General features: G+C 57.8%; 13 protein-coding genes. 10 read left to right on the forward strand and 3 right to left on the reverse strand.

The annotated features are described in order from the left end of the window. Nucleotides 1-95 precede the first annotated feature (95 nt). The gene (locus ACIOTL_RS13355) at nucleotides 96-1,373 is read right to left on the reverse strand and encodes an NAD(P)/FAD-dependent oxidoreductase (protein ID WP_400343060.1); all 1,278 of its coding nucleotides are present in this window, start codon (nucleotides 1,371-1,373) and stop codon (nucleotides 96-98) included. A gap of 323 nt (nucleotides 1,374-1,696) precedes the next feature. On the opposite strand from ACIOTL_RS13355, the gene ACIOTL_RS13360 reads away from it, so the two are divergent. Next, nucleotides 1,697-2,902, forward strand: coding sequence for a hypothetical protein (locus tag ACIOTL_RS13360; protein WP_400343062.1), 1,206 nt, complete (start codon nucleotides 1,697-1,699; stop codon nucleotides 2,900-2,902). 628 nt (nucleotides 2,903-3,530) lie between these two features. On the opposite strand, the gene ACIOTL_RS13365 is transcribed toward ACIOTL_RS13360, so the two are convergent. Continuing rightward, the gene (locus ACIOTL_RS13365; RefSeq protein WP_133834357.1) at nucleotides 3,531-4,715 is read right to left on the reverse strand and encodes a sensor histidine kinase; all 1,185 of its coding nucleotides are present in this window, start codon (nucleotides 4,713-4,715) and stop codon (nucleotides 3,531-3,533) included. A 313-nt stretch (nucleotides 4,716-5,028) separates the two neighbouring features. Here ACIOTL_RS13365 and ACIOTL_RS13370 point away from each other — a divergent pair, with 313 nt between their 5' ends. From ACIOTL_RS13370 to ACIOTL_RS13400, 7 genes are all read left to right on the forward strand, one after another. Continuing rightward, nucleotides 5,029-5,703, forward strand: a complete 675-nt coding sequence (locus tag ACIOTL_RS13370) for a response regulator transcription factor (protein WP_105658609.1) — start codon at nucleotides 5,029-5,031, stop codon at nucleotides 5,701-5,703. 129 nt (nucleotides 5,704-5,832) lie between these two features. Next, complete coding sequence (locus tag ACIOTL_RS13375; protein ID WP_332728243.1) at nucleotides 5,833-8,391, forward strand: ATP-dependent Clp protease ATP-binding subunit; 2,559 nt, start codon at nucleotides 5,833-5,835, stop codon at nucleotides 8,389-8,391. Between the two features lie 150 nt (nucleotides 8,392-8,541). Further along, on the forward strand, nucleotides 8,542-8,898 hold the full coding sequence (locus ACIOTL_RS13380) for a VOC family protein (RefSeq protein ID WP_388024525.1): 357 nt from the start codon (nucleotides 8,542-8,544) through the stop codon (nucleotides 8,896-8,898). Between the two features lie 4 nt (nucleotides 8,899-8,902). After that, nucleotides 8,903-9,490, forward strand: coding sequence for a hypothetical protein (locus ACIOTL_RS13385; RefSeq protein WP_400343065.1), 588 nt, complete (start codon nucleotides 8,903-8,905; stop codon nucleotides 9,488-9,490). A gap of 9 nt (nucleotides 9,491-9,499) precedes the next feature. Further along, on the forward strand, nucleotides 9,500-9,916 hold the full coding sequence (locus ACIOTL_RS13390) for a GNAT family N-acetyltransferase (protein WP_400343067.1): 417 nt from the start codon (nucleotides 9,500-9,502) through the stop codon (nucleotides 9,914-9,916). Nucleotides 9,917-10,168: 252 nt separating this feature from the next. Further along, the gene (locus ACIOTL_RS13395; RefSeq protein WP_400343068.1) at nucleotides 10,169-10,888 is read left to right on the forward strand and encodes a hypothetical protein; all 720 of its coding nucleotides are present in this window, start codon (nucleotides 10,169-10,171) and stop codon (nucleotides 10,886-10,888) included. Between the two features lie 53 nt (nucleotides 10,889-10,941). Continuing rightward, nucleotides 10,942-11,604: an alpha/beta family hydrolase gene (locus ACIOTL_RS13400; RefSeq protein ID WP_105658615.1), complete on the forward strand. Its 663-nt coding sequence runs from the start codon at nucleotides 10,942-10,944 to the stop codon at nucleotides 11,602-11,604. Between the two features lie 10 nt (nucleotides 11,605-11,614). Here the strand turns inward: ACIOTL_RS13400 and ACIOTL_RS13405 are convergent, their stop codons facing one another. Continuing rightward, the gene (locus tag ACIOTL_RS13405; protein ID WP_400343070.1) at nucleotides 11,615-13,105 is read right to left on the reverse strand and encodes a helix-turn-helix domain-containing protein; all 1,491 of its coding nucleotides are present in this window, start codon (nucleotides 13,103-13,105) and stop codon (nucleotides 11,615-11,617) included. Nucleotides 13,106-13,315: 210 nt separating this feature from the next. Here ACIOTL_RS13405 and ACIOTL_RS13410 point away from each other — a divergent pair, with 210 nt between their 5' ends. After that, nucleotides 13,316-13,936 (forward strand): thymidylate kinase, encoded by a 621-nt coding sequence (locus ACIOTL_RS13410; RefSeq protein ID WP_400343072.1) that lies wholly within the window; start codon nucleotides 13,316-13,318, stop codon nucleotides 13,934-13,936. A 9-nt stretch (nucleotides 13,937-13,945) separates the two neighbouring features. Next, nucleotides 13,946-14,548, forward strand: a complete 603-nt coding sequence (locus ACIOTL_RS13415) for a HutD family protein (RefSeq protein ID WP_400343074.1) — start codon at nucleotides 13,946-13,948, stop codon at nucleotides 14,546-14,548. The last annotated feature ends 89 nt before the right edge of the window (nucleotides 14,549-14,637 follow it).

A 14,637-nucleotide genomic window follows, 5' to 3' on the forward strand; every position in this document is an offset into this window, starting at 1 on the left:
AAAGACAGCCTTAAAGGAAAACCGGCTTGCAGCGCATCGCCATGATGCACCGCAAGCCGGTTGTTTTATTTCGTTCCGGGTGTGGACCGAAACGCTTAGAACCCCTTGCGCAGGGGGTTGAAGTGCCGGGCGATGCCTGGAACCTGCTGGCCAGCAATCTGGGCAGCCAGGATCTTGCCAGTCAGCGGTCCCAGCGCAACGCCCCACATGCCGTGGCCGCCGCCAACCGACACGCGCGAGGATCCGGTCTGGCCAATGAGTGGCATGCCGTCCGCGGTGCATGGGCGTCCACCCACCCATTCTTCTTTGCGGTTCTCCCAGTTAATCCCCTGGTAGACCGGGGTCGCAGCGGCAACGATGGCCTCAATGCGCTTCGGCTCCAGCTTGTGGTTGGCGTCGCGGAATTCCATGGTGCCGGCGATGCGGAAACGATCGCCCAGCGGGGTGCAGGCAACGCGCTGGGTCGGGAAGTAGATCGGGTGCGTTGGCATGTGTTCCGGCTCCACGGTGAACGAGTAGCCGCGGCCTGCCTGAACCACAACGTTCACACCGAACTTGCTGGCCGTGTCGGTCATCCAAGCACCGGTAGCCAGCACCACGTGATCCGCGGTGATTGAACGGCCTTCGGAACCGATGACGGTGACCGAGCCGCCATTGTCGCGCACATCGGTGACGTTGAAGGCTCCGATGATGTCGCCGCCGCGGGCGATGACGGATTCGGCCAGTGAATCCATGAACTTCGGCGGGTTGATGTAGCGCTGGTTCTTGATGGCTACGCCCGCAGCGACCTTATTGGACAGGGTCGGCTCGATGCCGCGCAACTCGTCGCCGGTGAGCAATTCGTAATCAACTTCGCCGCCGGTCTTCTCGATCATCTCGAATTCATGCAGCAGCGCATCGCGGTCGCTGAGCGAGGTGAATCCGGTCAAGAATGGATTTGCCGGCTTGGTCGGCTCCTGCACGCCCGGCCCTGCCGAAGTCGCCTGCGCGATTTCGTCGAAGGCATCCAAACCGGTTGCGCCGATTTCCGAGTAGACCCGCATGGCTTCTTCCCACTTCTTCGGGGTCGAGTGCCAGGCAAAACCGATCAGGAAGCGGAGCAACTTGGCATCGGCCTTCAGCGGAATGTACAGCGGGGATGCCGGGTCGAGCATCATCTTCAGGCCGTTCTTGAAAATTGCAGGCTCCGCGATGGGCAGGGTCAGGGCCGGGGTCAACCAGCCGGCGTTACCCCAAGAGGAACCGGACGCGACGCCGCCGCGATCCACGACGGTAACCTTAATGCCCGCTTCCTGCAGGTACCAAGCGGTCGACAGGCCAACAAAGCCAGCGCCTACAACAACGACATGATCTGGCACGCCTACTCCAGCCATGATCCACTCTCCTAGCATTTCGACGGCCTCTCCACACGAGCCCGCATGTCTTCACTGTCGCGCGATCCCCAGGGAAAATCAACGCGTCCTGACGATTCGACGGTGAGCGCCACCACACCGGCAGGAGGTTCGTGTTTCTTGCGGTAAATGATTGCCTCTTCCGAACTTTCAACAATTACTTACTCCCGTACGGGAACTTTCCCCAGAGGCTGCATCACTATCGCCCATCGAGAACTTCGCCCCCAGCGCGTCCTGCGTAGACTGGAGAGAAGCGAATAACCAACCCCGCCGATCAGCCATTTCTAAGGAACTGCACCACACTCATGGCCTCACGTGAACCAGCCAAGAAGAAGCCTGCCCAGGGTCATCCAGCCCGCCGTTCCGGCGCCAGCAGCGTGCCTTTTGAATCCGAAGTGCGCCAAGCTCTTCAGCCGTTCAAGTCCTCGCTCTTCCGCCACTTCCACGAAGAGGGCCAGGCAGCCAGCGAGACCCGCGCAGCGCTCGAAGGGCTCACTACCCTGCTGACCGTGCATGCCCAGTTGCGCCAGAGCGTTGACGTCAAAACCCTGGATCCGACGATTCTGGGTGAACAGCTGGGCCACTTGACGTCGCTGGGCAAGGAAGTTTCGGAAGCCAGCGCTGCGATCCTCAAGCATTACCTGACTTTCCTGGGCACGACCGCTAATTTCGGCGGAAGCGTGGATGACTTCAAGCAGACTTTCGAATTCCTCTCCCGCATGGCTGGCGATTCACCCATCGTGGCACCCTATCTCGAAGATGATGAGGCCAACGGCAGCCTCGAAGCGATGCCCTTCGTTTTTGCGGCTCGCGAGTTGATCAGCTGGGTTGGCGAAGGCAAGCCGACCACCCCAGCTGGCGTACTCACCGGCGATACGCTGCAGGATGCGGCCAGCGCGCTGGGCCTGTTCGTCAAGGTCGATGAATCCGCCGGCGTTCCAGAGGATGCCCAATGGGAGCCGGAAGACGGCACTGCCGTTTCTTCGCTGGCCGACGTTCCACGCCTATCGGCATACTGGGACGCCCTGATCGGCACGGCCATGCTGCGCTACCAGGAACCGAACGCAACCCCAACCGAGTCGCTCAGCGATGCGCTGCTGGCATCCAGCGGACAAGGCGCCCGCTTGGTCAAGGAGCTGATTGCAGAGGTTCTCTACTCGCACATCCTGATCAACACCTTGGAGCAGCCGGGCAAGGCGCAGATCGCCGAGATGGTAGCCGGCGTGTTGAGCAATGCCGCATCATCGACACCGCCACGTGCCGAGTTCGCGTTGCAAGTTCCGACCGAAGATGACCTTCCCGCCGAGCAGCATCACTTGATTGCCAGCCTTGAGGAGGTTGTCCCCCAGGTCGAGTCCCTGCTGCGCGTCTTCGAGCGCGAAGGCCTTGTCGAGATTAATGACGAGATCACGATTCCTGTGGTCTTGCGTTCTTCACTGGAACGAGCGCTGGCCAAGGTTTCTGATGACGTTTTGAAAGACACCCAAGAGGCAGAGGCCTCCGAGGTTTAGACCACCAGCAACGGCAAAGGGTGCGAGAGCTAATTCGAGTTCTCGCACCCTTTGCCGTTGATTCATCGATTAGGCGCTGCGCGTGGCCAGCTCGGCGTCGTGCCACGGCAGGCGATCGAACCATGGGCCCCGCTTGGTTCGCCGGCCTTCACGGCCAAAGAATCTGCGGTTGCTTCTGCGTTGATCGCAGCATCTGCCGTCTTGCTATCAAAGCCGCCCTTAGGCTCCACGGCCAGGCCTTATTGTTGCCAAACAACCGTATCCGCCTGGGTACTCATGCGCTCTCGCTTCCCAGACAGGAAATGCTCTCCATAGGCGCAACACCCCGCCACGCAGGCCCATTCCGGCCTGAGGTGTGAGGCAGAACGCAGAAACACGGGCTGGGTTTAAGTTATAAAAGGTACGTTGCATTACTGACAGACAACGGCGTGCGATGGGGGCACAGCGCCGATGAAAGATCAGTCCGTTTACGCAATGCAACGTACCTTTTAATCACCCTCGGATCCTTAGTGATGCCACTCGCAAAACACCACCAAGTACCTTCCCGGTGATCGGTCTTCACCGATACATGTCTAACTTATCGCGTCCTGCGAAAATCCGAAATCATACTTTAGTAGGAGGGCAGGGGTCAGAACGGGATGCTTGCGCGCAGTGCCCAAACACCGTTTTCGGAACTGGTTGCAAACTTTCCACCAAATGCACGCATCCTGTCACCCATGCCAATCAGGCCTGTCCCGCCTTCGGGCAACCCACTCGCCTTCTTGTCGAAATTCCCTATCTGATTAGTAATTTCCAGGATGCCCTCTGCCCCTTGGACCGTGAGTTCGAAGGTGCACTTCCCGCCCAAGGCACCGTGCTTTATCACATTTGTTGTACCTTCTTGCATGACCCGATAAATCGCAGTCTGTGCAGAACGGGGCAATTCGGAAATTTTCTCGTCAGTGGTGGAGCTCACCTCGAAATTTGCCTCTTTTAGCCTCTGAACGAAAAGTTCTGCACCCTGAAGCGCGTAAACAGTAGTAGCGGCCGGCTTATCAATGCCCTGGGACGAGGGATCTGCCATGGTCCCATCAGCCCTCAGGACATTGAGCATCAGGCGTAAATCGTGCAAAGTCTCAGTACTCAGTTTGGCGATGACATCCAGAGCTTCGAGGGCCTTCTGCCCATCGTTTGCGAATTTCGCGGCCTTCGACTGCATGGCCACGACCGTGATGTCATGCGCGACAATATCGTGCAGATCCCGGGCAATGTTCTTTCGCTCCCGGTCGACAGCAAGACGAGTCTGCTCTTTGACCGTATGCATTTGCCGAAGAGCGAGCTCGTTCTTCTCGCGCAGCAAGTAAATATTCCTCGTTAAGAAGAACGCCATCGCCGTCAACGGGGCAATCCCGACAAGCAGAACCGCGTCTTGCCCGGACTGGATGCCGAACTGCACCATCCACGCTGCGGACAAGGTTAGGAATAAGGCCCTAACACTCATGGCACTGGCCGTAGCTGCCAGCGCCGAAAAAATCATGAATGAAACGACAGTCCAGAAGAACAAGGCGCCGTCCGTGAGGAAGAAATAGGCAACTGCCACAAACAATCCGACGGATACGGCAACCCAGCGAAGACCAAGCGCAAGAATTGCGCACAGTCCTACGCCGAGCAACGCGCCTCGAACCGAAATATCCGACGAACCACTAAATCCGTCTTCCAGCAGAGTCACGAACTCACTACTGGAAACCGCGATCAGAACCGCAATACCAGTCCAAACAATGACACCCCGACCAGCGAAGAGCTTGGTCAGGGTGTCCTTTAGTCGTCCATTCATATGCCGAATAATTCCCGGCTCAGATGATCAAGTCAAATAAACCGCGTTATGGGCAGGCGACGCCGTAGCGTTTGCAGAACCACTCCGAGAAGGCTGAGCCAAAGCCAGCAGGAGTAGCAACGTTGCCACTGCTGGAGGCTGGAGAGCTCGCAGCAGATGCAGGAGCTGCCACGGCGGTCAATGGTGCCAGAACTAATGCTGCTACGGCCAGCATTTTCAAACCCTTCATAACAAACTCCACATCAGATCAACTTATATACTTTCAGGTGAACAGGCCAACATGAGGCCACCCACATCGAATCAGAGGAATCAGATGGAACAAATAAAGGTCCTTATTGTCGATGATGAACCTCTAATTCGGCATGCGTTGGGCACAATCCTAGCAACAGACCCCGGAATTGTAACGGTTAATTCTGTTGAAAATGGACAGGCCGCCGTCGAGTATTGCAGCGGCAATCAAGTGGACGTTGTGCTCATGGATTTGCAGATGCCGATAATGGACGGGGTTAGCGCTACTAAAGCAATCAAATCTGCCGAAGACAGCCCCTCAGTGCTTGCCATTACCGCCTTTTCTTCGGACGACTATCTGGTTCCGGTACTGACCGCTGGGGCCAGCGGATACTTGGTAAAAGACTCTGAACCAGATGAAATTATTCATGCGATCCATGCCGTTCACCAAGGAACTGCAGCCATTTCCCCGTCGGTTTCTTCTGATCTAGTTTCTGCGGTTCGCGAAGCTTACCGGGATAATTCCCAAGACATTCAAGAACTGGCCTATGACTTGGGAATTACCAATCGGGAATTCGAGATTCTAAAACTGCTCGCACGCGGGCTAAACAATACCGAGATTTCAAGAACTCTGACTATTTCCGAAACCACGGTTAAAACCCATATGGCGAAGATTTTCGTTAAGCTGAATGTTCGCGATCGGGTCCAGGCCCTGGTTGCGGCCGCGCGTATGGGCCTTATCGAAATCCCGAAAGACTAGCGCCTGCTTTCCAGCTATTAGTGTGAAGTCAACCTCTTTGACACCTTGCCCGGCTGGTTCGGGAATATCTGCGCGCCATATGCGTTGAACATGAGCATAGACCGCTCAAGTTTCTATTAGGAGGCTCACTTGCCAGCATTTTTCGGCGCACCGTCAGATGGCTCGTTTGAGGAATTCCTCTCTCGATTCCTGTCTTCACGTGCCCAGGCAGCACGTCCCATCGACCTCACGCGCCTGCTTTCCGCCCGCACCCACGAAGCGGTAGCCACCGCGGCAGCGATTTCCCAGGAGCATGGCCACGACGAGATTGATTCGCTGCACCTCCTGATGGCCCTGCTGCGCACCGAACCAGTCGGCGAGCACCTGACCGCCATGGGTATCGACATCGAGGCTTTGAGTGCAGATGCCATCGCGCGCATGCCCAAGTCCCAGGAGAAGGGCGAGAAACCATCCCACCTATCGTCGGCAGCTCAGCGCAGCCTCTTTGACGCCTATCAGGTTGCTCGTAACTACGGTTCGACCTACATCGACCCTGATCATCTTTTCCTGGCCTTCGTTTTCAACCCGGAATCTCCGGTCAGCCAGCTCCTGGCGCAGCACGGCATCACCGGCCAGTCCTTGCAGCAAGCCGCCATGGAGCAGGCCCAGCGTGGCCAAAACGATGCCCAGAACCAGTCCGATTCCGAGTCCGACGTGTCCATGCTCGAACGCTACGGAACCGATCTGACCCTGCTGGCCTCCGACGGCCAGATTGATCCGGTGATCGGACGCAAGGAGGAACTGGATCAGGTTATTGAAATCCTGGCCCGTCGCACCAAGAACAACCCAGTGCTGATTGGCGAGGCCGGCGTGGGCAAGACCGCCATTGCCGAAGGCCTGGCCCGCGCCATCATCGATGACCAGGTACCAGCCCAACTGCGCAATGCGGCCTTGATCTCCATTGATCTTCCGGGCATGCTCGCCGGAACCCGCTACCGCGGAGATTTCGAGCAGCGGCTCACCGGCCTGCTCGACGAGGTAGCCGCAGCCGAGGGGCAGGTGCTGATATTCATCGATGAGATGCATCTGCTGGTCGGTGCAGGCTCTGGCGAGTCCGGCAATATGGACGCCGCAAATATCCTCAAGCCGCGTTTGGCGCGTGGCGAGCTGCACATGATCGGCGCCACTACGCTCGATGAGTTCCGCAAGGTGGAGAAGGACAGCGCGCTGGCTCGGCGCTTCGGCAAGGTTACTGTCGCCGAGCCGTCGGAGGAAACTGCACTGGCCATTTTGGACGGCCTGCGCGAATCCTACGAGGATCACCACCAGGTGCAGTACACCCCCGAAGCGCTCAAGGCCGCGGTGACGCTCTCTGCCCGCTACCTGAACGACCGCCAGCTTCCTGACAAGGCCATCGACTTGATCGATATCGCCGGTGCCCGGCGGTCCATCGCTGCCGGAGATGCCGAGGATGTGCAGTCCCTGCGTGCCGAAATGGTAGACGCCGAGCGTGAGAAGTCACGCGCTATCGGCGAGGAACGATTCGAAGAAGCTGGCGCATGGCGTGACCACATCGTGGAGATGACCGCGCGCATCAAGGCTGCTGAGGAGGCCGGCGATGCAGGGGTCACCCGGGTAGTGGATGAGAAGCAGATTTCGGAAGTGATCTCCCGATCCACCGGCATCCCCACCTCGCGCATCTCGGGAGATGACAAGGCACGCTTGGCTTCGCTGGAAGATTCCCTGCATGCTTCGGTCATCGGCCAGCACGATGCCGTTGCCGCTGTGGCACGCGCCGTGCGTCGCAACCGTACCGGAATGTCGCCAGCAGGTCGCCCCATCGGCTCGTTCCTTTTCCTGGGTCCCACCGGCGTCGGAAAGACCGAACTGGCCAAGGCCCTGGCTGCAAACCTCTTCGGTTCGGCCGAATCGCTGGTTCGCGTCGATATGAGCGAATACGGTGAGAAGCACACCGTGGCGCGCCTGATCGGAGCACCTCCGGGGTACATCGGCCATGACGAGCCCGGCCAGCTGACCGAGAAGATCCGCCGCAACCCGTATTCGGTCGTGCTGCTCGATGAAATCGAGAAGGCCCACCCGGACGTGTTCAACGTGCTGCTGCAGGTACTCGATGACGGCCGGTTGACCGACTCAGCCGGGCGCACTGTCGATTTCTCCAACACGCTGATCCTGATGACCAGCAACCTCGGCGGCGAGTACTTGGCCAACAAGGCCGGAAACTTCGGTTTCACCTCCGCCAATGCCACCAGTGAGGCTGGAGAAATCCGGGCCAAGGTCATGGGCAAGGTACGCGAGTTCATGCGCCCAGAGTTCCTGAACCGGCTGGACGAGGTACTGCTGTTCTCCAAGCTCTCGCAGTCCGAGATTGGCCAGATCGTCAAGCTGGTCATCGCCGAGACCGAAGCTCGCTTGGTGGACCAGGAGCTGAAGCTGGAGGTGAGCGACGCTGCCGTACAGTGGCTGGCAAACGAAGGCTACGACCCCGAGTTCGGTGCTCGCCCGCTGCGCCGGCTGGTACAGCGGAAGGTACAGGATGCCATTGCCGACCTGCTGATCAGTGATTCGCTTGCCGCTGGTGACACCGTTTCGGTGGACTACGCCGCTGGCATGCTGAAGGTGCAGAAGAAAGTCGAGATGCCGACTCCACCTGCTCACAACGAGCACGCGCCAAACTACTTCGATAGCTAGGCCGGCATAGCCCATAAAGGGGCTTGCTTGCTCGGGACTTCCATCCCGGCCAAGCAAGCCCCTTTTCTTCACTTAGAAAGTGCGCTAGTCAGCTGCAGAAATGCAGTCAACCTCTAGCTAAGCAGGAAGACTCCCGGTACCTTTGACTGCATGGCGAACATTGGAATGATCACCCTTGATGCCCTTGACGAGAAAGCTGCCTCGGCTTGGTGGAGGGCTGTTCTGGGCGGGAAATATCTGGGCCAGTACCCGGGGTTCACCATGATCAGCGTCCCTGGCTTCAGCGCGAGGTTGGGGTTCCAAAAAGTTGATGAGATCACTGCCGGCAAGAACCGGGTTCATCTCGACTTGGAAGCAAGCACCAGCCGCGAGCAGGAAGTCGCCCGTTGCACAGCCGCTGGCGCAACACGCGTTGAGGACCACACCGAAGATCCCACTTTTGGCTGGACCATTATGCGCGATCCTTACGGAATCGTCTTTTGCATTTCCGACCCACACGAGGACTGAGGACATGTCGCTGTTCGCCAGGAAATCATCGGAGGCTTCGACTCACCGGGTGCAGATCCATTTTGCCCAGCCGATGACCGAACGCCTGCGCAAAGTTCATGAAGCGGGCCTGCTCGATACATTGTTGCCCAAATACAAGTCTTCCGGAACCATCATCAGCGCCAAGACCACATTGGACGCGGCCGAGGAGCCGATCTCCAGCGACATTAACCTTGAAGTGGCCACCCCCGAACCGAAGAAGCTGTTTTCCGAATTGCTCTCTTCGCTCATCGATGGAGGACTGGGGCATGGTTCCTGGCTGATTATTGATGGACAACGCACCGAAGTAGGCGGCAGCGAGTACGTTTTGCTTCGAACCAGGCTTGGGGCCGAATCGGAATCGGATCTGGAGCCAACAGTCAGGGCCCTGCAGCATGCATTGGGTGACGGCGAAATCGGATGGCATGAGGATGTCTACTACCGGCATGATGGCCCGGTGTTCGTTTACAACGGCGACTCCGCCCAAGCCATCATCCACGCATTGGAAACAGAACTGGTGAAGCATCCGTTGCTGGGCAACGCAGAGATCCTTTCGGTTTCCCCGCAACAGTAAAAGGACTCGATGGAACTCTCCACCACTAAGGTGCCTTCCGAGGAACAAATACTCTCGCTCTACAACGCGGTGGGCTGGAGCGCCTATACAGACAACCCAGACGTACTATTCGAAGGCCTGAAGAATTCAGCATGCGTAATCTACGCCTACGACGTAGACCACCAGTTAATCGGCCTTGTGCGCGTGGTCTCGGATAATGCCACCATCTGCTACGTCCAGGACATCCTGGTGCGTCCATCTACGCATCGCACCGGCGTAGGCCGTGCTTTGTTCTCTGCCGTACTAGTGAAATATGAGCATGTGCGTCAGCTGGTCCTGATCACCGATGATGAACCCGGGCAACGTGCCTTCTACGAATCCATGGGGCTCACGGAAGCGTCGGATTTCCGTCCCGGTGCGATCCGGACCTTTGCCAGATTCTCGTAACAGCTCTCCCTTCGCTGCCTGGCCTGTATAGACTGACCATTCATCGATAATGAGGAGTTATTCTTGCGCACCCGTTCGGTCATTGCCCTGTCATCGTTGGCTTTGCTTCTAGCAGGGTGCAATGCAGCTCCCGAACAAGCAGCGCCAGCCGATTCGACGGCGGCTTCCGTCGCTGGCTCCACTCCGGCGGCACAGCCCGCGGCCGAAACCGGTGAACCCGGTGAAACCGCCCCCGAGCCTGGACCCGCGGAGTTGGACGCCAACGCCAATTCGGGACAGGCCTGGGCAGATTCCAAAATTGAGATGTGGAAAGAAAACTCTGGCATCAAGTCCACCAAAGGCTTCTTGAATCCCTACAACCTAATGACTTCTTGGGAATCTCCAGCACCTGGTGCCATCAATATCTTCTTGGATAACAGCATGAAATTTGGAACCCAGATGCGGGAAAGCTACGAAACCAACGAGGATGAGCTGCGCATGATGGGCCGAATCATGTTCGAAAGCGTAGGCGAGGCCTCGCCGGAATTGGAATCTGTCACCTTCGCTACTGAAGACGGCAATAACTCAGGAACTTTCACCCGGGCTCGTACTGGTGCCGATCCCGAGGACCGCAAAGCCTGGGCCTCGGAAAAGTACACGCAGTGGCTGTCCGCCATGAACGATACCTACAAATCCCTATGCGGCGCTGAAATCACTAAGCTGGAAATCTACCGCACATGCCTGCCCGCTGACCCCCACGCCTACGTTGAGAAAGTCGAGTCGCCTGCGCTTGGCGAACTCGTCGTCACCCTCGCAGACGGTCCATGGATCGACGGCGAATACGACATGCCCGCATCGATCTTCGTCTCGGGAAATATGATGCTCAAGATCAACGAGCGTGCGGCAACCGGCGAAAAAGTTGAAAAGCTGACGGTACTGGCCAGAAATGGCGATGACACCGATACGGCACTCCGCAAGGACTGGGAAATGTAGTTCATTTCCTTTCATGATCAGTTGATGGGCCCTCAGCCCCTAGGGTGGTACCTATGACCCAAGAACTCTCCATTCCATACGAAGACCTGGAACTCAGCGCGCTCTGGGACCGAGCAAAGGCGGCGAAGGCCGTCATCGTGCTCGCACACGGTTCAGGTGCTGGAAAGGATCATGACTTCATGGCCGGCTTTGCGCTAGCCGCTGCGAATCTGGGTGCCAGCGTCCTGCGTTTTAATTTCCCCTACATGGATGCTGGAAAGAAGTTTCCCGACAAAGCGCCAGCGGCGGTCGCAGTGTGGCACCAGGTCCGCCGTTGGGTTGAAGAACACTTGGCTGAAGGCCTGCCAATCTTCACGGCAGGAAAGTCCTTTGGCGGGCGCATCGCTTCCCTGTCAGTTGCCGAGGGCATGCCCTCGGCAGGGTTGATCTTCCTGGGGTACCCGTTGCACGCGCCTAAGAAGGAAGAGAAGCTACGCGATGAGCATCTCTACCCGATTGCGGTGCCGATGCTTTTCCTCGAAGGCACCCGAGATCCCTTTGCCAACCCCGAAAAGATGGAAGAAGTCGCCAGCAAGCTGAACGAGCACAGCGAACTTTCCTGGTTCGAAGGTGGCAACCATTCCTTCAAGGTAGCCCGCTCCGGCCGCACCGTTGCCCAGGATGGCGCGTGGCTGGCGGAAACTGCTCTTGCCTTCATCTCCAAGCACATCGCATAGTCCAACGGTCCTAGTCCACCTGCTTTTCCAGGAATCGGTAGACCTCGGTTTCATCTACTCCGGGAAAGGCTCCGGTTGGCATGGCCGCCAGCAAGTGGGTATTGGCGCGCGTAGCCGGCCACGCATTGCCGAACCACTGGCTGGATAGGTCAGCAGGTGGACGGCGGCAGCAGTTCTCGTCCGGGCAGGTGGATTGGCAGCGCTCCTTGGTATCCCGCCCGCGGAACCACTTCACATGCTCAAAAGGCACGCCAATGGACAAGGAATACAGTCCCGAGGAATGGCGTTCGGTGCGCGCCGTGCACCAGAAGGTCCCATTGACGGTATCGGTGTACTGCTCGAAGGAACGGAACTTATCCATCTGCTCGAAGACCACGCGACTTGTCCAATACCGGCAAATGGTTTGTCCTTCAATGGCACCGGTGTGATCGGCTGGAAAGTTCACTCGGTCATTCTCATAAGCCTTGTGCAAGATGCCCGATTCGTGGACCTTCTGGAAGTGGCAGGTCATCCCCAGATGCTCGGTGGCAAGGTTGGTGAACCGGTGGGCTGCGGACTCATAGGACACGGCGAAAGCATCGCGCAGATCCTCGATGGCCAACTCACGGTTGTTCTTAGCTCGCCGCAAGTAGTCCACCGTGGACTTTTCCGGCATCATCAACGCCGCGGCAAAGTAGTTGGTCGCGACCCTCTGCGAGAGGAAATCGAAATAATCGGTTGGAGTCCTATGACCCAATACGTGATGCCCTAGCGCCTGCAGCAACACCGAACGAGGATCATGTTCCGAGCGGTTCGCCTGCGTCAGATAGATACGCTTGTTCTTCTGGTCAGTCACCGAACGCGTGGAATGCGGAAGATTGCCCACAAAGCGCAGGCTGAATCCCAGATGCTCGGCGATATCTGCTGCACGATGATGCGAGAGCGGCCCTGAATCGTGGCCAACTGCAGAGAGGACTTTGGCGGCTTCCTGCTCGATATCCTTGTAGTAGTTGTTGCGTTGGCGCATCTCATGGCGCAACGCGGTATTGGCCCGACGGGCTTCTTCAGGGGTCGCGGCCTGCTCGTTCAGGCGGCGTTCCAATTCATGCTGCAGTCCCACCAGGGATTCCAGGACGTCCATGGGCAGACGCGTGCCAACACGAACGGTAGGCAATCCCAAGGACTCGTACAGTGGACCGCGTTGGGCACGTTCCAATTCGATCTCCAAAGCAGCACGGCGCGATGGCGGTTCGGTGCCCAGCAGATCGTCGACTCCAACCCCCATGGCTCCAGCCAGGGACTTAAGCAGCGATAGCTTCGGTTCGCGCTTGCCGTTTTCAATCAGCGACAACTGGCTCGGCGCGGTGTCAACGAGCGCCGAGACATCATCCAAGGTCAGTTGCTTGCCCTTGCGCAGAAAGCGGATTCTGCGGCCGAGAGCAATGGCGTCGAGTTCTGTATCTTCGCTGCCAGCGCCATTGCCGGCTGAGTTCACTGGGCGATTCCATGTGGTTGCAGTCACATGACAAGGTTATGCCAAGGATCGTGAAAATTTCTAGATCTTCCGGATTCAACCCGTAATTCAATCGCCCAGCAGTGACGCGGAAGCAAATATTCACGGTTCTTTCCTTGCTTCCCCGGCGAGCTACTCTCAACAAATGCACAGCCTTTCTGCGGAATCTTCAGCGAAGCGCAAACGTTGAAACTACAAAGAGATCCCGCAAGGAGCACCATGCACGCAGTCTCCACCCGCCCCCTACCGGCCCCGCGCCATGCCCAGGATCCACCCCGGACTTTGGTCATCGTCGGCACCGATGGCGCAGGTAAAAGCACCACTATTGAAGCTTTAGTACAGCAGCTGCGCAACGATCGCATTCAGGCTCATAGGCTCGCAAACGTCGCCGCGCGGAGCTGGCTTACCAAATTCTCTCGCGCCCTGGGAATCACGTTCCCGACTTTCACCCAGGATTTCTTCGAAACTTCCATTCGCAGCTTCAATGTTGCCCGCAATATGCTTTTCGCGGCCCGCTCTCCCGGACTCAGCGTGATGGACCGGCACCTGTATTGCCAATTAGTGCTGCGGCGCTTACGTGGCCATCCTCCGGGACTGCTTCTCCCCTGGCTTGCGGCGAAAAGTACCGAGCACGCGAGAATTGTCCTGCTCGACATCGACCCCATCCTTGCCTTTGAGCGGATCAATTCCCGTGGCAAAGACGACGAAAGCATGGAATATCTCAGGGACAGTCGAAATGAGTATCTGCGTCTTGCGCAAGTGCACGGTTGGATAACTCTTGATGCCTCGCTGCCCACATCCCAGCTGGTTGAACAACTTCGCTTGGTCATCGGCAAGTAGACTCGTCCCATGAGCGAAGCACAAGCATCTTTTGCACCGGGTTCCATTCTCGAATTGGCGCAAAGCACCAAGAAGCAATGGGAGCTAGGGCAGGTCCGGCTCATTGCGAGCGGCATTCTGGCGCAGGACGGAACGTTGCGGTCCAGCGAACTGCGGGAATCAACCTGGCAACTGTCGATTCGCTCTATCGAGAAATCTGCAGCCTTCACTCCGTCGCCTTCGGCTCAAGTCTTCACGTTGATCGCCGGCGATTTCGTGCAGCTGGATGTAGACGGGCAAGAGCACGGATTGGAACCGCTGCGCCCGTTGAAATTCGAAACGAGAAATTCTGTCCAGGCGAGCCAGCCCGCCGAAGAACTGCTCATCGTGCACGTGGCCGCCGTTCCAGAGCAGGTACGAGCCACCGTTCGCATTGTCGAGCTGTCCAAAAAGCGCGAGCAATACCTCTTTGATGGGCAACTGGGCCTTTTGGTCCAGGGCTCCGCCAAGCTCTTGCTCGGCGACAGCGAACAGTCGCTGAACCTGCGTGACACCGTCGTTGGCTCTGACGCCGGTGAACCACGCATCTCCGGCCGCGGTTTCATGGTTGTGGTTTCTTTCGACCAGCCCTAGCCCGTTCCGGCTCAATCAGCCATGGTCGCAAGATCCATAAATCTTCGCACTCAGAAACTGCACTGCCGGCCAAGAATATCGGCCATAGC

The organism is Glutamicibacter sp. NPDC087673 (genome assembly GCF_044743255.1).
Classification (GTDB): Bacteria; Actinomycetota; Actinomycetes; order Actinomycetales; family Micrococcaceae; genus Glutamicibacter.

Coding starts and splice junctions, on each gene's coding strand:
- ACIOTL_RS13365 (WP_133834357.1), bottom strand. CDS start 4,715: ATGAATGGACGACTAAAGGACACCCTGACCAAGCTCTTCGCTGGTCGG.
- ACIOTL_RS13355 (WP_400343060.1), bottom strand. CDS start 1,373: ATGGCTGGAGTAGGCGTGCCAGATCATGTCGTTGTTGTAGGCGCTGGC.
- ACIOTL_RS13370 (WP_105658609.1), top strand. CDS start 5,029: ATGGAACAAATAAAGGTCCTTATTGTCGATGATGAACCTCTAATTCGG.
- ACIOTL_RS13385 (WP_400343065.1), top strand. CDS start 8,903: ATGTCGCTGTTCGCCAGGAAATCATCGGAGGCTTCGACTCACCGGGTG.
- ACIOTL_RS13415 (WP_400343074.1), top strand. CDS start 13,946: ATGAGCGAAGCACAAGCATCTTTTGCACCGGGTTCCATTCTCGAATTG.
- ACIOTL_RS13380 (WP_388024525.1), top strand. CDS start 8,542: ATGGCGAACATTGGAATGATCACCCTTGATGCCCTTGACGAGAAAGCT.
- ACIOTL_RS13400 (WP_105658615.1), top strand. CDS start 10,942: ATGACCCAAGAACTCTCCATTCCATACGAAGACCTGGAACTCAGCGCG.
- ACIOTL_RS13410 (WP_400343072.1), top strand. CDS start 13,316: ATGCACGCAGTCTCCACCCGCCCCCTACCGGCCCCGCGCCATGCCCAG.
- ACIOTL_RS13360 (WP_400343062.1), top strand. CDS start 1,697: ATGGCCTCACGTGAACCAGCCAAGAAGAAGCCTGCCCAGGGTCATCCA.
- ACIOTL_RS13390 (WP_400343067.1), top strand. CDS start 9,500: ATGGAACTCTCCACCACTAAGGTGCCTTCCGAGGAACAAATACTCTCG.